General features: G+C 35.5%; 19 protein-coding genes. 15 read left to right on the forward strand and 4 right to left on the reverse strand.

What is annotated here, in order from left to right; all coding sequences use genetic code 11:
• Positions 1–8: 8 nt before the first annotated feature.
• The 4 genes from K4L44_01965 to K4L44_01980 all read left to right on the forward strand — a co-directional run bounded on the left by K4L44_01965 (position 9) and on the right by K4L44_01980 (position 5,068).
• Complete coding sequence (locus tag K4L44_01965) at positions 9–1,631, forward strand: RagB/SusD family nutrient uptake outer membrane protein (GenBank protein ID QZE14662.1); 1,623 nt, start codon at positions 9–11, stop codon at positions 1,629–1,631.
• A 103-nt stretch (positions 1,632–1,734) separates the two neighbouring features.
• The gene (locus tag K4L44_01970; GenBank protein ID QZE14663.1) at positions 1,735–3,399 is read left to right on the forward strand and encodes an exo-alpha-sialidase; all 1,665 of its coding nucleotides are present in this window, start codon (positions 1,735–1,737) and stop codon (positions 3,397–3,399) included.
• 178 nt (positions 3,400–3,577) lie between these two features.
• On the forward strand, positions 3,578–3,757 hold the full coding sequence (locus tag K4L44_01975; protein ID QZE14664.1) for a hypothetical protein: 180 nt from the start codon (positions 3,578–3,580) through the stop codon (positions 3,755–3,757).
• A gap of 603 nt (positions 3,758–4,360) precedes the next feature.
• Entirely contained in the window at positions 4,361–5,068 is a 708-nt protein-coding gene (locus K4L44_01980) for an FCD domain-containing protein (GenBank protein ID QZE14665.1), read from the forward strand.
• A 106-nt stretch (positions 5,069–5,174) separates the two neighbouring features.
• Here the strand turns inward: K4L44_01980 and K4L44_01985 are convergent, their stop codons facing one another.
• The gene (locus K4L44_01985; GenBank protein QZE14666.1) at positions 5,175–5,534 is read right to left on the reverse strand and encodes a NifB/NifX family molybdenum-iron cluster-binding protein; all 360 of its coding nucleotides are present in this window, start codon (positions 5,532–5,534) and stop codon (positions 5,175–5,177) included.
• Between the two features lie 283 nt (positions 5,535–5,817).
• Here K4L44_01985 and K4L44_01990 point away from each other — a divergent pair, with 283 nt between their 5' ends.
• Positions 5,818–6,321, forward strand: a complete 504-nt coding sequence (locus K4L44_01990; protein ID QZE14667.1) for a DUF4251 domain-containing protein — start codon at positions 5,818–5,820, stop codon at positions 6,319–6,321.
• Positions 6,322–6,670: 349 nt separating this feature from the next.
• On the opposite strand, the gene K4L44_01995 is transcribed toward K4L44_01990, so the two are convergent.
• Positions 6,671–7,246 carry a hypothetical protein gene (locus tag K4L44_01995; protein ID QZE14668.1) on the reverse strand — a complete coding sequence of 192 codons (576 nt, stop codon included), beginning with the start codon at positions 7,244–7,246 and terminating at the stop codon, positions 6,671–6,673.
• A gap of 91 nt (positions 7,247–7,337) precedes the next feature.
• Here K4L44_01995 and K4L44_02000 point away from each other — a divergent pair, with 91 nt between their 5' ends.
• The 10 genes from K4L44_02000 to K4L44_02045 all read left to right on the forward strand — a co-directional run bounded on the left by K4L44_02000 (position 7,338) and on the right by K4L44_02045 (position 18,048).
• Positions 7,338–7,907, forward strand: coding sequence for an NUDIX hydrolase (locus K4L44_02000; GenBank protein QZE14669.1), 570 nt, complete (start codon positions 7,338–7,340; stop codon positions 7,905–7,907).
• A gap of 270 nt (positions 7,908–8,177) precedes the next feature.
• Positions 8,178–8,849: a 7-cyano-7-deazaguanine synthase QueC gene (gene queC, locus K4L44_02005; protein QZE14670.1), complete on the forward strand. Its 672-nt coding sequence runs from the start codon at positions 8,178–8,180 to the stop codon at positions 8,847–8,849.
• Between the two features lie 24 nt (positions 8,850–8,873).
• Positions 8,874–9,746: an NADPH-dependent 7-cyano-7-deazaguanine reductase QueF gene (locus K4L44_02010; GenBank protein QZE14671.1), complete on the forward strand. Its 873-nt coding sequence runs from the start codon at positions 8,874–8,876 to the stop codon at positions 9,744–9,746.
• Positions 9,747–10,321: 575 nt separating this feature from the next.
• Positions 10,322–10,915 carry a TetR/AcrR family transcriptional regulator gene (locus K4L44_02015; protein ID QZE14672.1) on the forward strand — a complete coding sequence of 198 codons (594 nt, stop codon included), beginning with the start codon at positions 10,322–10,324 and terminating at the stop codon, positions 10,913–10,915.
• A gap of 6 nt (positions 10,916–10,921) precedes the next feature.
• Positions 10,922–11,866, forward strand: a complete 945-nt coding sequence (locus K4L44_02020; GenBank protein ID QZE14673.1) for a ketoacyl-ACP synthase III — start codon at positions 10,922–10,924, stop codon at positions 11,864–11,866.
• A 225-nt stretch (positions 11,867–12,091) separates the two neighbouring features.
• A complete protein-coding gene (locus K4L44_02025) occupies positions 12,092–13,267 on the forward strand; it encodes an AAA family ATPase (GenBank protein QZE14674.1) in 1,176 nt (391 codons plus the stop codon).
• A 90-nt stretch (positions 13,268–13,357) separates the two neighbouring features.
• Positions 13,358–16,894 carry a pyruvate:ferredoxin (flavodoxin) oxidoreductase gene (gene nifJ / locus K4L44_02030; protein QZE14675.1) on the forward strand — a complete coding sequence of 1,179 codons (3,537 nt, stop codon included), beginning with the start codon at positions 13,358–13,360 and terminating at the stop codon, positions 16,892–16,894.
• Positions 16,895–17,056: 162 nt separating this feature from the next.
• A complete protein-coding gene (locus tag K4L44_02035; protein ID QZE14676.1) occupies positions 17,057–17,494 on the forward strand; it encodes a hypothetical protein in 438 nt (145 codons plus the stop codon).
• Positions 17,491–17,775 carry a transposase gene (locus tag K4L44_02040; protein QZE15935.1) on the forward strand — a complete coding sequence of 95 codons (285 nt, stop codon included), beginning with the start codon at positions 17,491–17,493 and terminating at the stop codon, positions 17,773–17,775. Before K4L44_02035 ends, K4L44_02040 begins: the two co-directional genes overlap by 4 nt.
• Entirely contained in the window at positions 17,776–18,048 is a 273-nt protein-coding gene (locus K4L44_02045) for a transposase (protein ID QZE15936.1), read from the forward strand.
• A gap of 221 nt (positions 18,049–18,269) precedes the next feature.
• Here the strand turns inward: K4L44_02045 and K4L44_02050 are convergent, their stop codons facing one another.
• Positions 18,270–19,871, reverse strand: a complete 1,602-nt coding sequence (locus K4L44_02050; GenBank protein ID QZE15937.1) for an arylsulfatase — start codon at positions 19,869–19,871, stop codon at positions 18,270–18,272.
• A 230-nt stretch (positions 19,872–20,101) separates the two neighbouring features.
• Positions 20,102–20,674, reverse strand: a complete 573-nt coding sequence (rsxA, locus tag K4L44_02055; protein ID QZE14677.1) for an electron transport complex subunit RsxA — start codon at positions 20,672–20,674, stop codon at positions 20,102–20,104.
• Positions 20,675–20,677: the final 3 nt, after the last annotated feature.

A 20,677-nucleotide genomic window follows, 5' to 3' on the forward strand; every position in this document is an offset into this window, starting at 1 on the left:
AGATTGGTATGAATTTTAATAAATATATAGTTGCTGCATTGATTGCCTGTGGCACCCTGACAAGTTGTTCTGATTTCTTAAATGTAGATCAGGTTTCAACGATTGACCCATCCTCTTTCTGGTCATCACCAGATGACGTGATTGCATATTATTATGGATGTAATGACAAGTTTAGAGATATTAATAACTCTACATATTTAGAGGAAGACCGTGGAGATTCCTTTATACCTGGAGATATTGGGCCTGCTTCTAATGCATGGAGTCAGTACCTTGACAAGGAGAACACCGCTGATATGACTAGTTATTATAACGCTATTTTCCATTTCAATCAGCTTTATAATGAAGGATCGAAAGTTAACTTTGGTTCTAGAGATGCACTCAAGAAGCAAATTCTTGGATCAGCATTATCGATGAGGGCTCATACATACTTTAAGTTGATCAAGACTTGGGGAGATGTCCCTCTTGTTACAGATGTTTATACTGGATCAAACACTCCAATCATTGGTAAAACTCCGGTCAACGAAGTGATGACACAGATACTAAGTGATGTGGATGCTGCCATAGGAATGTATACAGAAGATGCTATCGGAAATAAAAATTTCTGGTCTAAAGCCGCTTCTTATGCACTAAAAGCCGATGTGCTAATGTATAAAGCAAAAGTACTTGGTGGTGGTAGTACCGATCTAATGGAAGCGATTAAATGTATCGACTGGATTGAAGCGCATGCCAATGTCTCTTTAGAAGAGAACTATGCGGATATATTTTCCTCAAGCAATAAAGTCAATTCTGAAATTGTCTTATCAACCTATTTCGATCGTTACGAACAAGCTTACCAATACGGTCGATTTACTAAGCCTGGTTATGGAAACTTAGCGAATACACATAATTATGCTGATATGGCTTCTACACAAGGTGGTCGTGCTCGTGCTGTTTATGCACCATCTTTAGAACTCGAGAAAACTTATGATGTGAATATGAATGATACACGTCGTAGTGTTTCTATTCTATACCCTCTTGTGGTGCAGTCTACTCAAAAAGTGAACAAAACGGATTATGATAATGGAACTTACACTCTTGATACACCCGAGAATGGATTGGATATGTTTGGAGATGAGAGAGATGTTGTAAGATACGAAGGGGACGACAATAGTATTGTGGTAATTTGTACTCATTGGGATAGTTTGACTCCTATTTCAAATAAATTTAGAGGTACCTATTATGATGATCTTCAAGATAGAGTATTTGATGATGATGTGATTCTTTATCGTTGGGGAGGACTCCTTCTTCTCCGTGCCGAGGCTAAAGCTGCAACGAATGATATCGCTGGTGCTGTTGTCGACCTTGATCAAGTACGTCAAAGAGCTAGTACTGGAGCATATTCTGGTGCGATGGACAAGGACTCAGTAGAAAAAGAGATTCTTGCAGAGCGCTTCCGAGAACTGTTTTTAGAGCTTAAAAGATGGCCTGATTTAGTTCGTGCAAATGCTTGGGGTACGATAAATATCTATGATGTGATTCCTAATCTAAAAGGCAAAACAACGCCAATTTTATGGCCTTTCTCTGATGATGATCTAAGAGATAATGATAAATTAGTGCAGAATGATGGTTATTCAGGAATTAGTAATTCTTAATAATTATATAAACTGAATGTGATATAAGTTAAGGCATGATGATTTAATTTCATGTCTTAATCTTTTTTTTTATAAGTATCTTAACTTAAACACGCTATTAAAAATGAGTAAAATTAATAAGCTATTCGTTTCATTAGGACTTGTCGGAACCATGTTGACTAGCTGTTCTGTAAGTTCTCCTGTTGGGAGTAACAAACTTGTTCAATCTTCGCATATCCTACCTGTCTTAAAACATGAGCAGGACAATCAAATTATGGGTATCTGTTATGATAACCCTAATAATAATGCGATACTATCCAATGTCGTTTTATCTATCGGAGATACGGATATTGCAGATCTTGATAAGGTGAGTGTCTATTTTACAGGAAAGACTCGAAATTTTGGGAATGAAGTTTTATTTGGAAAACCGATTACTAAGGTTAATCAAAATCTCATTTTTGATGGCAAACAAGTACTTAAAAAAGGGAAAAACTATATTTGGGTTAGTTATCATCTCTCTGATAATGCATCTCCTCAAGGAGAAGTGGAAGCTTCTATTAAACAGATTACTGTGGATGGAGTTCAGTTAACCCCTTCCAATACCGATTTTGTTGCCAAACAACGTCTCGGTGTTTCTGTTCGTGATAAAGGGGTTGATGGTGTCAACACTTATCGTATTCCTGGTTTAACAACGACAAAGAAAGGTTCTCTTTTAGCGATCTATGATATCCGTAGAGATAATGGTCGTGACCTTCAAGGAAATATTGATATAGGGGTTAGTAGAAGTACCGACAAAGGAAAAACATGGGAACCAATGCGTGTTGCGCTAGATATGCATAAATGGGGAGGACTTCCTGAAAAATTTAATGGGGTGAGTGATGCCAATATTCTCGTAGACCAAAACACTGGTGATATTTATGTTGCTGGTTTATGGATGTATGGTGTTATTAACTCAAATGGAAAATGGATTCAAGGACTGAATGAAGAGAGCAAGGATTGGAATCACCAATGGAGAAATAAAGGTTCACAGCCTGGATTTGGTGTAGAACAGACTTCTCAGTTCATTATTGCCAAAAGTACCGATGATGGTAAAACATGGGGTGAACCAATCAATATTACCAAAATGTGTAAGAAGAAAGAGTGGTGGTTATATGCTCCTGCACCAGGTGCTGGTATTACATTGAAGGATGGTACAATCGTTTTCCCAACTCAAGGTCGCGATAAAAATGGTCTACCTTTTTCTAATATTACTTACAGTAAAGATGGGGGTAAAACTTGGGTTACTTCTGCTCCTGCAGCTCATAACACAACCGAGTGTATGGCTGTTGAATTAGGAGATGGTTCTATTATGCTTAATATGCGTGATAATAGAAACAGACACAACAAAGGAGACAATAATGGTCGTAACATTGCAATAACAAAAGACTTAGGTAAAACATGGGTAGAATCACCAACCTCTCATTCTGCTTTGATCGAACCAGTATGTATGGCATCTATTATTCGTCATGACTATACTCAAAATGGCAAAAAGAAACATGTTCTTCTTTTCTCAAATCCAAACAATAAGTATCGTAGAAGTAACCAAACAATTAAGGTTAGTTTCGATGATGGTAAAACATGGCCAAAAGAGTATTGGATGGAACTAGATTATGGTAGTGGTGCTGGTTACTCATGTTTGACATCTATCGATGAGGAGAATATTGGAATTCTTTATGAAGGAAGTGTGTCGTGGATGACTTTTCAATCTATCTCTTTTCATGAGCTTATTACTCCTGCGGATAAAAGATAATAGTTTATTTCTTCAAGTGTGATATTTTAATATCACACTTGATTTTTTTATAATTTAAAATGTTTATGAAAAAAATATTGAAAGCTTACTCCTTGTTTTATCCTTACTCATCCCTTTAAAGAATACTATCGCAAAGCAAAAAAATCAGCCTAATATTCTTTTTATTGCTGTGGATGATATGAATGACTGGGTTGGATTTCTTTCAGGTCATCCAAATTCAAAGACTCCAAATCTTGACAAGCTGGCCAAGGATAGTGTTCCTTTTGCGAATACTCATTGTCCTTCTCCTATGTGTGGTCTTAGTAGAGCATCGTCTATCCGCATCATTCTGGAATTTATAAAAATTCACAATGGATAAGGCCTCGCTATTCGCATATAAAAGCAATTCCTATCTATTTTAAACAGAATGGTTATTAGGTGTATGGTGCAGGTAAGATTTTTTATCTTACTGTTTGATTTACCCCCCCCTCTTATCAATGGGATGAATACACGAAGATGGAGTTTGATGAACCATAGGATCGCGTGAGTCTTTTGAACTATCCGTTGTCGTTCCAAAATCCGATTGGCACCCATTGAATCAAATGGGATTCATCATGAATTAAATGATCCAAACGAATGGCACAATAAGATAGAGGATAAAAGTTTCATAAAGGAGATCGGATACTTACGTACTTTTCTTCCTAGCTTGCTATAGTATAGATCCTATTCTAAGCAAATCATACTATCGTTTTGATCCCATAAGTTACACTTGGAAAAATCGTGATAAATAGACCTCTGTAGTTTCTCAATTATAGAGGTATTTATGATCTCTTTGTATTGCACTATTTGGTATTATTTAGAATATTTAAATAGAGTTATATTAAGACATTATATAGGTGACTATTTCATTTTCGGTTCATGAAATAGTTGATTTTTGAGTACTTTTACCGCGTCCTATTTAATTATACAACTCAATTTTTTTATGACTAGAGATAAAATTAAGGCAATACAAAAGACCTCATTAGTGGATATGGTCGAGAAAAACTTGCTAGCATATTTTCGTAAAGCAAATCTAAAACCTGGAGATAGTCTTCCTGGAGAGATTGAACTGACAAATCTATTAGGGGTTGGTAGAAGTGTTGTTCGTGAGGCTTTAAGTAGGTTTCGAATGGTTGGTTTGATTGAAACGAAGCCAGGAAAAGGGATGATTCTTCAAGAACCACCACTATTCAATAGTTTTGAGCGAGTAATGAATCCTCGTTTATTAAGCAAAGAGACTTTAATAGATCTTTTAGGCTTTCGCTTGATACTAGAGATGGGAGCAACGGAGCTTATCTTTAAAAAGATTACTGCTGAAGATATACAAGATCTTGAGGATATTCAATCTCAAGAGATCAAATATAAGAACAATCGATTTGATCCAGAGAGTGATGCCAAGTTTCATATGAGAATACTAAAGATATGTGGAAATCGTTCTGTTACTGATTTTCAACGAATTGTTCTTCCGTTGTTGGAGTATGTTAAACTGAATTATGATGAAATATTTGAAGGCAGAGAGGCTTTAGTCTACAATGAATCACAAGCTGTGACCCATGAGCACATTATAGATGCACTTCGTAAACGTGATGTGGAACTGTACAAAGACCTTCTTCGAAAACATTTAGATCTTTATTTTCAATTGATTGATTAAGGATATATTGCTTACAATAAAGCCCATTATCCTTATCCCTTGTGGAGATTGGTAATGGGCTTTACTTTTATCTTACATTGTTTGGAAGTGTATTGTTACTCCCAACTTAGTGGCTTTTACAACTAGAGTGATCACAGGTAATATCTACCACTTGAAGTGTTTCATTTAGATAGTTATTAACACATTCAATATTGTCGCCACTACAGCCTTTAATCACTTTAATGCCAGCATTGGATAGTTTCTGGACAGCTCCATTTCCCATATTACTCGCAAGCATAAGTGTGACCCCTTTATCTTTAAGTTGCTGTGCTATATTCGATTTGCATCCGCATCCTTCTGGTGCTTCGACTTTCTCTTTGCCTACAATCTTTTTGTTTTCATCAATTTGGTATACCATAAAGGATGCACAATGACCAAAATGGGAATCTATTGTTCCCTGTGCTGTTGTTGGAATTACAATTTTCATATTCTTTATTATTTACTTTTGTTATATATTAACACTAGATTACCCTTCTCTTTGAGTCCTCGATTGAATATTCAGAATGAAAAAAAATGGTTCGGTTTTTGTAATTTATCAATTCATATAAGAAACAATTATCCTGACGCAGTATGGTAATGATGTTTTATTTCCATGTTCTTGTAAGGAGTTGAGGCCTATTTTTTTGTGATTTTGTCTATTCTTAAATGATCAATTTAACCTCTTATATTGTTATTTATATATAGTGTACAAAAATATATAAAATTAGATTATGAAGATAAAGATTTTTGCAGTTATTGTCTTGATGTTCTCTCTATTGGTTCCTTCATCAGCACAAACTAGAAAAGAAAAAAAAGATAAGGAGTATAAGGAGCTTTTGAATCAGCTTACAACTGGTAAGTTTAAACTTGATGCAACACGAGTTATCTTTAACAAAGGAACCCGTAATGTTCAAGGAGAAGGATATTTCCTGAAAATGAAAGGAGATAGTATAGAGGCCTATTTGCCTTTCTTTGGGAGGGCTTATCAAGTAGACTATAATGGAGGTGGTGCTATCGAGATGGATTCCCCAATATCAAAATTGGATATTAAAAATATTGATAAAAAAAGAAGGGTAAAAGTTTCACTGAAAGTGAAGAACAGTGTAGACACTTATGATATCCACCTCACTCTTTTCCATGAGGGAGGAACGATTATTATCAATTCCAACAAACGCTCGTCAATTACTTATGACGCTGATTTGACATTTGAAATGAAAGATAATAGCAAAAAATAGTCGGAACAAAATCGTTCTATTATGAATTAAGTAATAACCATATAATGACAATATTATCTCAAGATTAAGAACCATATTGACACTCTTTATAAGTGATATCAAAAATGAGATTTAGGGTGGATTCATTCGTAGATTGGTTACCCTTTCTTTACCCTTTCTTTACCCTTCAGTTACTCCCAGAGTAACCAAAGGGTAACCAATCCATTAGTAATGTGTATCTATGATAGGTGTGAATTTTAATTATTTATAAGGCTGTGACATGCCAATCTATCCACAAATTTTATTACTGGAATATAATTTATATTGGAATAATATTTGAATCTTACTTTGTAAGTAGTTTGTGCCGTATCTATTTTTCGTGTGATTTTAGTACTGCATATCCCAATAGTCCATTTTGAATTTTTATTTCCAAAGTATTAGATTGGTAGATTCTATCTGATTTTACGAGTAACTCTTTTTCTACTCCTTGATATTCTATCGTGACAAGTTTTAGACTATGCTCATCAATGGTGTCAACTTTTTTGTGTACTATGGTTACCCTTTTAGTCTGAATAGTCTTCTCTCTAAAGAAGTAATTAATCCCTGTGAATAGCGACATGATAAGTGCCCCAATGCCGATGTATAACATACCTAAATGAATCCATTTCTCCTTTTTAGTGTTTACATGTTTGTGAACTTTATCCCTGATGAGCATCAGTATAAACATTGAAGGAAGGAGAAAAAGAAGAACCCTTAGTATGAGAGGAATAAAAGTAATGTGTGCTAGTATAATTTCAAGGGTTAGTAATATTATTCCGATTATAAGGCTAACGGTATATATCGGTTTCTTTAGGAACATTTGATCCAAATGTAACCTTTCATGATGAGGTATCTCAATGTGATGATGTTCTTCATGAAGAATCTTTTTGTTCTCATTTTTTGCCATAATCTTTTTGTCTTCTTCTATCTATACTATATATCAAATACAATTTTGATGCTATTTTTGTTTCTAATTGTTATCTAAAATAGCACAAAATATGACGGATAAAGATAAGAATCAATTTTCCCATAAACGTAATTATAATTCAAGAATCGTTTATGAAAATAGATGGATTTCAGTGCGTGAAGATCGTTTCACGACAGAAGATGGACTAGATATGTTATTTGGAATTACCAAAGTGGTTGATGGAATTGCTGTTTTGGCTGTGGATCACGACAATGTTTATCTGGTTGATGAGTTCAAGTATGCTGTACAACGACGAAGTATAGAGGTCGTGTGTGGAGCGATTGATAAAGAAGATTTATTGCCAGTAGAGGCTGCAAAACGTGAGTTAAAAGAGGAGCTCGGTTTCAAAGCAGATCGGATTATTTCGATGGGAGTTATTGACCCGTTTACTTCTGTAATTGATTCTAAAGTACATCTATTTATCGCAATCGGATTAGAAGCAGGTACCCCCTGTTTCGATGCAGGGGAAGATATTGTTCCTGTATGTTATTCGATGAAGAAGGCCTTTGATATGGTGGATAATGGGACTATCACTCATGCTCCTACTATCCTTCTTTTACAAAAATATGAACGACTTAAAAAAGAGCTTAATTGTTTGTGATATAGCCAAAACGATTGTTTTATAGTGGATTGTGTAATATGATTTTTGTCATATGTAAACTCTTTATTGTGGGATAATTCACAATAATATATAAATTTGCAACCCAATAGTAATAAAAGACAGTTCGTAACCATCCTGTCTATAAAAAAAACTAGGAATTATGATTACACCTTCCTTGTAGGGCATAAGCATTTCGTCTTGTGGTGACCCCTGTTTTCATTTTCCAAGTTTTTGATTCACTTTTTTGGTTTAAAGTAAATGAAAGCAAAAATGGAAAGAAAAAAAGCCATTGTTTTATTATCCGGCGGATTAGATTCTGCTGTTGCAATGTGGTTGGCAAAATCACAAGGTTATGAAGTGTATGCTCTGTCTTTCTCTTATGGACAGAGACACTCCATTGAATTAGAAAAGGCGAAGACGCTTGTTGAATCAGCTAAGATCTCAGGTCATCGTATTGTGGATATCAATATGGGGCAATGGGGAGGTTCTTCGTTAACGGATATGTCTATGAATGTTGAGGAAGGCGACATTCATAAGAAAGAAATTCCACAAACTTATGTTCCTGCACGTAATCTCGTTTTCCTTAGTGTTGCAGCATCTATGGGAGAAGCCATTGAAGCTTATGATATCTTTATTGGAGTGAGTGAAGTGGATTATTCTGGGTATGTTGATTGTCGCCAATCTTTTATTGATTCGATGGAATCAACAATTAATATGGGGACGGTAGCAGCTGTAGAAGAGGGTAAAAAGTTTAAAATTCATGCCCCTTTTGTTTACAAAACGAAAGTAGATGAAATTATTATGGGAATGGATTTAGGAGTTGATTTTGCAAATACATGGTCGTGTTACAAAGGAGAAGGGACCCCTTGTGGAGTATGTGATTCTTGTAAACTTAGAGCAGAAGCTTTTAGAAAAGCAGGCTATTCTGATCCTGCAATTTAGATAATGATACTTAAACTGTTTTAGATGTTAGAAGCGAAAGTCCTTGGGAAGAAGGTCGCACACCCTGATAAATACGATCCTTCTGTTTTGGTTGCTATTCCTCGTGAATTGAATCGATCGATTTATGATATTGACTCTAACTCCCTTCCTTTTATTGGGTTTGATGCATGGCATGCTTACGAAGTAAGTTTTCTTACAGATAAGGGAATGCCAGTAGTCGGAGTGATGAAATTTGTTGTTTCGTCTGATAGTGCCTGTTTGGTGGAGAGTAAATCCTTAAAGTTATACCTTAACTCTTTCAATATGTCAAGTTTTGGTTCTACAGTAAAGGATGCGATAGATCATGTGGAATTGTTGATTACAAAAGACTTGTCTGAGTTGCTGCAAACTTCTGTTTCTGTGGCTATACGTACGAAAAATATTTATCATGCTTCTCCCTTCTCCGACTATGATAAGTTGGAGTCGTTCATTGAAATTGATGATCTTAAGATCCATGATTATTCTGAAAATGTCTCTTTACTGGAGGTCGTTCCAAATGTCCTCCATGAGGAGATTCGTTGGTGTTCAGATTTGTTGAGGAGCAATTGTAAAGTTACTTTTCAGCCTGATTGGGGATCCATATATATACACATTGAAGGAGATCATATTGTAACACCAGAGTCATTACTTGCTTATATTGTGTCGATGAGAAATGAGACACATTTCCATGAGGAGATTTGTGAACTTGTTTTTGTTCGTCTTCAGCGACTTCTTAATCCGAAAAAACTTATGGTAGGATGTGTTTATACTCGTAGAGGTGGTATCGATATATGTCCGTTTCGTTCTAATGGCTTGGGTGACTTGCCTTCTGTTTACTCTAACTCTAAACGTCTTGTTCAAAAGACCATGAGACAATAATTAAATCATATGGATGAGTTGTGGATCGATATTTCTCGGTTACAACTCACCTTATGTTGTAAGTTCATTTACTTTAGAGAGCATGTTTGTATATTATTCCTTTTTGTTGCTCCTTTTCTTTTTCATCTTCTAACTGTTATTGTTTGTTGTGACAACTCTCTTTTGATCTATTTGTATAAACTTTTATCCCTTCTATTAAGATCACTACACTTAATTAAACTTCTTTATATATCAAAGAGTTATTTGATACCTCTATCCTTGTTTTATGTACTGAAGTGTGAATCCTATCTTGTATGTAATTCATCTATTTGGCTTTTAAAACAAGAAAATTTATGAGGCTATTGCTGTCCTATGAACATTGTTTTTGTATCCTAATATACGTTATTTATATACCAATGAATTTTATGTGTTTAATCAATAGTTTTTTTTGCTCTATGGTATGAAGCCAATATTAATCGAGCTATCTTTTGATTGTTGACAATAAATGGGTTTCCAAAAATATTTTTAGATTTGTGTATTATTGCACAAAAGGGGTAATTTTGTGCAATGACATTTGAATCAATCAATTTTAAATAATGGATGAACCAACAAGAGATAAAATAATTGAAAGTTCTCGCCTTTTGTTTGCTAGTGATGGAGTAGCCAATGTTACTATTTCTCGTATTGCAAAACACGCTGGGGTTGGTAGACGGACGATCTATATGTATTTCGCATCGAAGGATTCTCTTTATGATGAGGTGGTAGCTTATGAGGTTGATCTTATCTATACTAAGATTAAGGAAGCTTACGAAGAGACTATTCATTGTAGTACAGATAAAGTGATTAGAGAATATTACTATAGTCGATTTTATGCTTTTAAGGATCTTATACAGCGAAATGCTTCAATACGTTCAGATTTTTTGAATGATCCCCTCCGAATTAAATCCATTCGTAAGAATTTTGACTTTGATGAGAAATGTTTGTTAGAACAACTTGTAAAAAGAGAGATTAAGACTAGTTCTTCTACTTCGGAATCGATAATTAAATCATTGACAACATTAATCCATATAATTGCTGTTGGTCTTGAAGTCCCTCATATAAATCTGAACTTTGATAGTAGCTGTGATGCTGTACTGGATGAGTGTGTCGAAATGATAACAGAATATATTTATAAAAAAAGTAAATCTTAAATTGTTATGTATATAAATCACTTTTCTCATTATTTGCCTTCTAAGGTTGTCTCGAATTCATATTTTGAGAATGTTAATGGTCTAGAGGATCAATGGATTTATGAAAGAACAGGAATTAGATCGCGTTTCAAGGCTACTGATGATGAAAATACGAATACGATGGCAATAGAGGCAGTTCGTAATGGATTGGATCAATCAGGTTTTAGTGCAGGAGAGGTGGATCTAATTATTGGAGCTTCATACTCTCCTTATGATACTGTATTCACTATTGGACATGCGGTGCAACGCGAGATTGGAGCAAATGCTGCTAAAGTTGTTTTTGTTTCGTCTGCTTGTTCTTCTTTGATTAATGCTCTGGAAATAGCTGAGGGGTATATTGCTATGGGGAAAGCAAAAAATATTATAGTAGTAGCCTCAGAGCATAATTGGGCATACAGTAATGAATCATGTTCAAAGAGTGGACATCTTTGGGGAGATGGTGCTGCTGCTCTTTTTATTAGTTCAGAGCCTAAGGGGAAGAAGCCAGGTAGAGTCTTAAATGTTTTTACACAAGGATTAGGACATGTTGGTAAAGCGAATGATTCTGTGTTTTTGCGTCCTGTTTCCGGTGGATTAAGCATGCCTAATGGTAGAGATGTGTTTATCAATGCGGTTACCCAAATGAGACGAGCGATTGATGTTGTTTTAGAAAATACCAAGTTGACTGTTGATGAGTTAGATTATGTAGTTGCACATCAAGCAAATGGGCGAATTATTTCGAATCTTCAAAAACAGATGAAGTTAGCGGATGATCAGGTGCTAACACATATAAAGTCACATGGTAATACTGGGTGTGCGAGTACTGGAATCTGTTTTTCTCAGAATATTGATAGAATTAAAGAGGATGATTTAGTAGTCTTTACTGTTTTTGGTGGAGGGTACTCCGTTGGAGCACTATTATTACGTTATTAGATATAATAGTTAAAATTATATTAGAATATCCAAATGATTGTCATGTGTATCATATTTGGAATGATTCTTATGAGTTATTCTAGTATATTTGTAATCAGGCATATAGTTTAATATATGATATATGTTATGAGTTGGGTGTTTCAAAAATAAAGTTTATTTGTAATCTCTAGATTGCAAAAAAACTTTATTTTTTCTAGATTTGCCTTGTAACATGAAAAGTTAGAGGTGGATTTATTTTACACGACACATAAGAACTTGATAGACTCCTTGCATGGAGTGATTGATCGTCAATTAAACTATGAGATAGATTGGAGTCACCCTTTGATTGGAATTAAAGGATCTCGTGGTGTAGGCAAAACGATGTTTCTTTTGGATTATGCTCGACGTATGGAGACCAAATATGGTGATTCTTGTCTCTATGTAAATCTTAATAGTTTTTACTTTACCAAGAGACGTATCTACTCTTTTGCAGATGAGTTCTTTAAGAGAGGTGGCAAGATTCTACTTTTAGACCAAATACATAAGTATCCAAATTGGTCTAATGAGTTAAGAATGATCTATGATAATATTCCAGGATTAAAAATCGTTTTCAGTGGTTCTCCTGTTTTGAGGATTATTGAGGGGAATGACGAGCTAAAGGATATTGCTCATATGTACCATTTACATCCATTGTCATTTCGTGAATATTTAAATGTTAGAACAGGAAATGAGTTTGAATGTCTGCCGTTAAATGATATTTTAAATAGACATCAAGAAATTGTTCCTTCAGTTCTTAATAAGGTAAGGCCTTTAGCATACTTTACGGACTATTTGAAACATGGTTGTTACCCTTTCTTTCATGATGATTCAGCACTGTATACAGAGACTTTATTGAAACATGTGAATTTGGCTCTTGAAATCGATGTGACTTATACAAATCAAATAGAACTTCAATATTTGCCACGTTTAAGAAAATTGATGCAAATTATTGCTGACCAAGTCCCTTTTTGCCCCAATGTGAGTAAGATGAGTGGGGAAATTGATACTTCTAGAGCTACGGTAATGAATTATCTTCGTTATCTGAAAAATGCTAAATTATTACATTTAATATATAATGGGGAGGAGGGCCCGTCTAAAAAACCTGCACAGGTCTATTTGCATAATACAAATTTGATGTATGCAATCTCTCCTGAAAAAACATCGAACAGTAGTTTAAGGAAGACTTTCTTCTTAAATCAAACTGCTGTAAGATGTAAAGTGAAATCGGGTAGGGGGGTTGACTTTTTACTCGATAACGAGAAGAAATTTATGGTCGGAGGAAAATATACCAAACCTGTTGAGGGTGGCTATGCAGCTGCCGATATGATTGAGATTGGTTCAGATAATATTATTCCTCTTTGGCTGTTCGGCTTTCTTTATTAACTACAAGCAGCCGATTCTTGATATATAGTGTTTAGAAAAATAATTATTGACTTGTTGAAATACGAACCTTTGTTCAAAATTTAAAAAACAATGGCTAAAGAAAAAAAGTTTATCACATGTGATGGTAACTATGCAGCAGCTCACATTAGCTACATTTTTAGTGAGGTTGCATGTATCTATCCAATTACTCCTTCTTCTCCTATGGCGGAGAACGTTGATGAGTGGGCAGCAGTAGGACAGAAGAATATGTTTGGACAGCCTGTACGTTTGGCTGAACTTCAAAGTGAAGCTGGTGCCGCAGGTGCCGTTCACGGATCTCTTCAGTCAGGAGCATTTACTTCTACTTATACAGCATCACAAGGTTTATTGTTGATGATTCCTAATATGTATAAGATCGCGGGAGAGTTGTTACCAACAGTTTTCCATGTTAGTGCTCGTGCTTTGGCTACACATGCTCTTTCAATTTTTGGAGATCACAGTGATGTATACTCTGCACGTCAAACAGGTTTCGCAATGTTGTTCGCTGGATCCGTTCAAGAGACTATGGACCTTTCAGGTGTTTCACATTTGGCTACGTTGAAATCACGCGTTCCATTCATGAATATCTTTGATGGTTTCCGTACTTCACACGAGATTCAAAAGATTGAGATGTTAGAGAAAGAAGATTTGATGCCTCTAGTAGACATGGACGCTGTGAAAGAGTTCCGTGAAAGAGCATTGAATCCTGAGCATCCTGTTACACGTGGTACTGCTCAAAACCCAGATATTTTCTTCCAAGCAAAAGAGGCTTCTAACTCTTTCTATGATGTTGTTCCAGATATCGTAGAGGATTATATGCAAGAAATTACTAAGTTGACTGGTCGTGAGTATCACCCATTCACTTTTTATGGTGCTGAAGATGCAGAGAATATCATTATTGCAATGGGTTCTGTAACTGAGACTATTAAAGAAGTTATTGATGCGCAGGTTGCTGAAGGTAAAAAGGTCGGTTTGATCTCTTGTCACCTTTATCGTCCTTTCTCAGAGAAATATTTCTTCAACGTTCTTCCTAAAACAGTGAAGCGTATTTCTGTTCTTGATAGAACAAAAGAGCCGGGTGCACAAGGAGAACCATTGTATCTAGATGTACGTTCTTTATTTTATGATAAAGCAGAGAAGCCTTTAATTGTTGGTGGTCGTTTTGGTCTTGGATCGAAAGATACTACTCCAGCACAAATTATCTCTGTTTTCAATAACCTAGAGATGACAGAGCCTAAGAATGATTTCACTATCGGTATTATCGATGATGTAACATTTAAGTCTCTACCTCTTCTTCCTGAAGTGAAAGTTACATCAGACAAAACATTTGAAGCTAAATTTTATGGTTTAGGTTCTGATGGTACTGTTGGTGCAAACAAGAACTCTATTAAAATTATTGGTGGATCTACTGATAAGTATTGTCAAGCATATTTTGCTTATGATTCAAAAAAATCAGGTGGTTTTACAGCTTCACACCTTCGTTTCGGTGATGATCCAATCCGTTCAACATATTTAGTAACTACTCCTGACTTCGTTGCTTGTCATGTTCAAGCATACGTGAATCAATACGATGTATTGAAAGGTCTTAAGAAGGGTGGTTCATTCTTATTAAATACTATTTGGGATGAGAACGAAGTACTTCGTCGTCTTCCAGATAATATGAAGAAATATCTTGCTGAGAACGAGATTGATTTCTATATCATCAATGGTACAAAACTAGGTAAAGAACTTGGTCTTGGTAACCGTACTAATACTATAATGCAGTCTGCTTTCTTTAAGATCACTGGCGTAATTCCTTACGAATTAGCTGTGGAGCAAATGAAAAAAGCGATTGTTAAATCGTATGGTAAGAAAGGGGAGAATATTGTAAATATGAACTACGCTGCAGTGGATGCAGGTGGTGCTAACTTCCACAAAGTAGAAGTTCCTACTGAATGGAATACAATTTCTTTATCTTCAGAAAAAGATGAAACTTCTCGTCCTGATTTTATTGAAAACGTGGTGGACGTTATCAATGCTCAAGAGGGAGATTCACTTCCAGTGTCTACTTTCAAAGGGGTTGAAGATGGTACTTTCCCTAACGGAACAACAGAGTATGAGAAGCGTGGTGTAGGTATCGATGTTCCTGAGTGGATCGTGGATAACTGTATTCAGTGTAACCAATGTGCTTATGTTTGTCCTCACGCTGCAATTCGCCCATTCCTTGTGGATGAGAACGAAAAATCAAATGCTCCTGAAGGAACTGATTTGAAGAAGGCTGTCGGTAAGCAATTTGCTGGATTAGAGTTCCGTATGCAAGTTTCTCCTCTTGATTGTACAGGATGTGGTAACTGTGTTGATGTATGTCCTTCTAAAGAGAAATCTTTGGTTATGAAACCATTGGAAACTCAAGACGCAGAGATCGCTCGTTGGGATTACTTCTCTTCAGAGGTAACTTACAAAGACGATTTAGTTGACAAGTCTAAAACAGTGAAAAACTCACAGTTTGCTCAACCATTATTCGAATTCTCGGGTGCTTGTGCTGGTTGTGGTGAGACTCCATATATTAAACTTATTACTCAGCTGTTTGGTGAGCGTATGATGATTGCAAATGCTACTGGATGTTCTTCTATCTATGGTGGTTCTGCTCCTGCTACTCCTTATACAACTGAAAACAAGTCTGGTCACGGTCCTGCTTGGGCTAACTCTCTTTTCGAGGATAACGCTGAATTTGGTTTCGGTATGTCTGAGGGTATCAATGCACATCGTAATCGTCTTGCTGACGTGATGGCTACTGCTATCGAAGCTGGTGCTGCTGAATCAGATGCTTTTAAAGCTTGGCTTGAAGCAAAAGATAATGCGGATGCATCTGAAAAAGCTTCTGCTGTTGTTCTTGATGCTATTAAAGGAAACAGTGCTGAATACGCGAAAGAGATCTTATCTCTATCTCAATACCTAGTGAAGAAATCTGTATGGGTATTTGGTGGTGACGGATGGGCTTACGATATTGGATACGGTGGTGTTGATCATGTTTTAGCTTCAGGTGAGGATGTAAATATCCTTGTGATGGATACAGAGATCTATTCTAATACTGGTGGACAGGCTTCTAAGTCAACTCCAATTGGAGCTGTAGCTAAGTTTGCTGCTTCTGGTAAAAAGATTCGTAAAAAAGATCTTGGTGCTATCGCAATGAGTTATGGTTATATCTATGTTGCTCAAGTGGCAATGGGAGCAAATCAAGCTCAATTCTTAAAAGCGGTAAGAGAAGCTGAAGCTTATCCAGGACCTTCTTTGGTTATTGCTTACTCTCCTTGTATTTCTCATGGACTTCGTGCTACAATGGGTAAATCTCAAGAAGAAGAGGCGAAAGCTGTTGAGTGTGGTTATTGGTCAATTTATCGCTATGATCCTCGTCTAGAAGATGCTGGAAAGAATCCATTCCAATTAGATTCTAAAACTCCAGAATGGGGAAAATTCCAAGATTTCTTAATGGGTGAGGTACGTTATACTTCGTTACTTAAGGCATTCCCTGATGAAGCAAAAGAACTTTTTGTTGCAGCTGAAGATAATGCGAAATGGCGTCGTAACTACTATCAAAGATTATCAGAAATCTCTTTTGCTGCTGAGTAATTGTAGTTTTCAATGATATAATATAAAAGGATGTCCTATTATGGGCATCCTTTTTTGTTTTTTTTTATCATCTGATTGTTTGATACCTATTGTAGTAAGTAAGTCCACATAATTACAGATAGTTTTTTTTCATGATTAAAATAGATGTTGTTTCTTTGAGACATGCGATATATAAAGTTAACACAGGATGCAGTTCTAAAACTAACTGCTCTATATGAACATTCAGACAACAAGGTGGAAAGAATGCGTTCACATTGCCTATTACTGTCCAATAGTCACTATTCTATGGTTGATATTTCAAGGATAATGGGAATATCTGTCATTACAGTATCACGTCTATTTGACAAGTGGTTAGAATATAATTTTGATGCACTTAGGATTAAACAAGGAAGAGGAGCAAAGTGTAAATTAGCTGGATTCGATGATATAATCAAAGATTTAGTAAAAACAAATAATCGTAATCTATCTTATATACTTCATCATTTGAAAGAACATTATAATCTTACCATTTCAAAAGAGACTTTAATACGTTTTTTAAAAAGATCGGGTATGTATGGAAGTGAGTCCGGCGATCACTCAAGACAAAACGGAATGATATAGACTTCCAACTAAAGCAACATCAACTAACAGAATTACGTAAGTGTGAGGATTCAGGATACTTAGATTTATATTTCGTTGACGAAAGTCACTTTAATCTAACTCCCTATGTTCCATATGCATGGCAGGACAAGAAGAGTCAAATATTACTTCCGTCATCAAGAAGTAAAGCTCTTAATGTTATAGGAGCAATGAATCGTAAAAATGAGATATTTTATGAAGTACATGAAACAACAATTAATAGTGATATTTTGATCTCATTTATAGATAAGTTATGTAATTAGATAACAAAGAAAACAATACTAGTCCTTGATAATGCGCCTATTCATAGATCCAAAAAATTTAAAGCAAAAATAGAAGAATGGAATGCTTTAGATCTTTATATCTATTTTATTCCTCCATATTCTCCAGAACTTAATATCATAGAAATACTTTGGAAACACATCAAATACTTTTGGCTTGAGTTTAAAGCATATGAAAGCTACAATTCTCTGAAAAAATGTCTATTGGAAACACTAGGAGCATTTTGTTTAGAACATACCATTAATTTTGCATGAGTACTTAATATGGGGTGTTTTTAAAATTTATCCCGTGTGGTATGTCTAACTCTATTCCTTCGTTCTTATTAGGAATTGACTATTTGATCGATATTCCTATTTAGATTAAAAACAACTCGAAGTCGTTATAAAAGAGGATAAACTTTAAGAATAAAAGAAAGGGACAGCAGCGCTATCCCTTGTGTTTTTAATTCAAATTTTTGAATAAAATCTCTCTTTTTCTATATCATTTTGAATGCATTCTTTGTCTCTTTTCTCCAATAAGCTAATGCTTCATTATTCGACCATTTCTTGTCTGGGAAATTTGGTCCTATTAGTAGCGTGTTTTTACGCTTAACAAGCTTTTTATCTTTTACGAATGTTTCTCCACGAACTTCTAAGTGTTCTACCATTCGTTGTCTCCACTTTTTGAGCTCTTTTTGATATCTTCTTTTCGAAGAGAGTTCCTTGATCTCTTTAGGGTCTTTTTCAATATCAAAAAGTTGTTCTTCTCCAGTATGGATAAACCATATATATTTCATCTTACCATCTGTTAGCGCTGCCCAATAGTTGGATGCACTATAACATGTTGCATGTTCTAGATCAATATATTCTCTCCACTTAGGCTCTTTATCATGAACGAAAGAAAGAAGAGATTTTCCATCTATCTCTTTGGGTATTTTACCGCCAGCAGCCTCTAAGAATGTTGGTAAAAAGTCGCGTAGCTCTACTGGTTTGAAGCACTCAGATCCTCTTGGCATGGCTCCTTCCATCCAATTCGGATATTGCATTAAGAATGGAATTTTGGCAGATGGTTCATATGCATATGTTTTTCTCCAGTGGTTGTGGTCTCCCATCATATCTCCATGATCAGAGGTGAAACATATAATACAATCGTCATAAATCCCCTTCTCTTTTAATGCTTCGATAATCTTTCCAACTTGATCATCAATAAAAGAGATGTTTGCATAGTAGTGTAATTTCGAGTTTTTTGCATAGTCATCTCCGAAATCACCAAATGCTGTGGAGTAGTTTTCTTTATTTCTTAAAGGAGCAAATTTCTCACTCCAATCTGCTCTAACAGGAGGTTCTATATCTGATATATGATATTTATCTAGATACTCTTTGGGGGGATCATAAGGACTGTGTGGCCTCGCAAATGATACTTTTAAGAAGAGGGGGTTCTCAATCTCATAATTCTCAATAAACTGTACTGCAGTATTACCTGTCCATTCCGTAGGGTGAAGCTTTTTGGGTAGTTTATATGTATCTGCTTTGTTTTCATTCCATCCAATTCCTGTTTTGTCGGGGTCAAATCCCGGAGCATTAAGTCTGAACCAATCACGGTAATCACTTACATAACCATCGTCTTCTATTCTACCACTTTCATCTACAAGTGTTCCATGAAATCCATGAAGTGACTTTTGTGGATACCAATGCATCTTTCCTATTCCAAAAGTATAATAACCTAGCTCTCCAAGCATACGTGGCATTTCAATAGGATATTTTCTAGCCACTCTAGAGTAGCCTAGCATTCCATGATTCCATGGTGATTGACCTGTTAATAGTCCTGATCTTGCAGGAGTACAACTCGGTGTTGAGCTATATCCAGATCGAAATATTAATCCGTTTTGACCAATTTTATCAATGTTCGGTGTTTGAACGACTGGATTTAGTAGACCAATAGCATCTCCACGATGTTGGTCGGTCATAATAAAGATAATATGTGGTTGTTTGTGATTTGGTTTATTCTCTTTGGCCTCCAGTGAATTAGGGGCGAGTGTTAATCCTGCTGCTGCAACGCCTGATGTTTGTAGAAACGTTCTTCTTGTGAGCTTTGTCATAACTTATGTGTGTTTAAATTCTGTATTATATACTATAACGTTAAATATACTGATATAATATCTTTTATCTTGTTTTTGTTCTGTTAAAATTGTTTTCTATCTCTATAGAGATTTATATTCATTTTCACCTCTATCTATAGTTTAGTGAGGATCTTATTATCAAAAATATTAGGCACAAAAAAAGGAGCTTATCAAATAGAAAGGCTCCTTTTTTTCTTTAGTTTATATCTTTATACGATTCCTGAGAATCCCATAAATGCCATTGCTAGAATTCCTGCTGTAACCAAAGCAATAGGTGTGCCTTTTAAACCTTTAGGTACATTCATTAGCTCTAATTGCTCACGAAGCCCTGCAAAGATTACTAATGCAAGACCAAAACCAACAGCATTTGCTACAGCAAATGTAACTCCTTCTAGTAGATTGAACTCTTTCTGTATTGTAAGAATTGCAACTCCTAAGATTGCACAGTTGGTTGTAATAAGAGGTAAGAATACCCCTAAAGCTTGGTAAAGAGAGGGACTAACCTTCTTTAAGATAATCTCTACCAATTGAACCAATGAAGCAATGATTAGGATGAATGAAATAGTCTGTAGATAACCTAATCCTAAAGGATTAAGAATTTCATGTTGTACAATAAAAGTAACAATCGTTGCAAGAGCCATTACGAAGGCTACTGCACCAGTCATTCCAATTGCTGTAGATACTTTCTTAGAAACACCCAAAAAAGGGCAAATTCCCAAGAATTGTGAGAGTACAATGTTGTTAACAAAGACTGCAGATATAATAATGATTATATATTCCATTTC

It is taken from the genome of Prolixibacteraceae bacterium, from assembly GCA_019720755.1.
In the GTDB taxonomy this organism is placed as follows: Bacteria; Bacteroidota; Bacteroidia; order Bacteroidales; family Prolixibacteraceae; genus Halosquirtibacter; species Halosquirtibacter laminarini.

Coding starts and splice junctions, on each gene's coding strand:
- K4L44_01965 (QZE14662.1), top strand. CDS start 9: ATGAATTTTAATAAATATATAGTTGCTGCATTGATTGCCTGTGGCACC.
- K4L44_01970 (QZE14663.1), top strand. CDS start 1,735: ATGAGTAAAATTAATAAGCTATTCGTTTCATTAGGACTTGTCGGAACC.
- K4L44_01975 (QZE14664.1), top strand. CDS start 3,578: ATGAATGACTGGGTTGGATTTCTTTCAGGTCATCCAAATTCAAAGACT.
- K4L44_01980 (QZE14665.1), top strand. CDS start 4,361: ATGACTAGAGATAAAATTAAGGCAATACAAAAGACCTCATTAGTGGAT.
- K4L44_01985 (QZE14666.1), bottom strand. CDS start 5,534: ATGAAAATTGTAATTCCAACAACAGCACAGGGAACAATAGATTCCCAT.
- K4L44_01990 (QZE14667.1), top strand. CDS start 5,818: ATGAAGATAAAGATTTTTGCAGTTATTGTCTTGATGTTCTCTCTATTG.
- K4L44_01995 (QZE14668.1), bottom strand. CDS start 7,246: ATGGCAAAAAATGAGAACAAAAAGATTCTTCATGAAGAACATCATCAC.
- K4L44_02000 (QZE14669.1), top strand. CDS start 7,338: ATGACGGATAAAGATAAGAATCAATTTTCCCATAAACGTAATTATAAT.
- queC (QZE14670.1), top strand. CDS start 8,178: ATGGAAAGAAAAAAAGCCATTGTTTTATTATCCGGCGGATTAGATTCT.
- K4L44_02010 (QZE14671.1), top strand. CDS start 8,874: ATGTTAGAAGCGAAAGTCCTTGGGAAGAAGGTCGCACACCCTGATAAA.
- K4L44_02015 (QZE14672.1), top strand. CDS start 10,322: ATGGATGAACCAACAAGAGATAAAATAATTGAAAGTTCTCGCCTTTTG.
- K4L44_02020 (QZE14673.1), top strand. CDS start 10,922: ATGTATATAAATCACTTTTCTCATTATTTGCCTTCTAAGGTTGTCTCG.
- nifJ (QZE14675.1), top strand. CDS start 13,358: ATGGCTAAAGAAAAAAAGTTTATCACATGTGATGGTAACTATGCAGCA.
- K4L44_02035 (QZE14676.1), top strand. CDS start 17,057: ATGCGATATATAAAGTTAACACAGGATGCAGTTCTAAAACTAACTGCT.
- K4L44_02050 (QZE15937.1), bottom strand. CDS start 19,871: ATGACAAAGCTCACAAGAAGAACGTTTCTACAAACATCAGGCGTTGCA.
- rsxA (QZE14677.1), bottom strand. CDS start 20,674: ATGGAATATATAATCATTATTATATCTGCAGTCTTTGTTAACAACATT.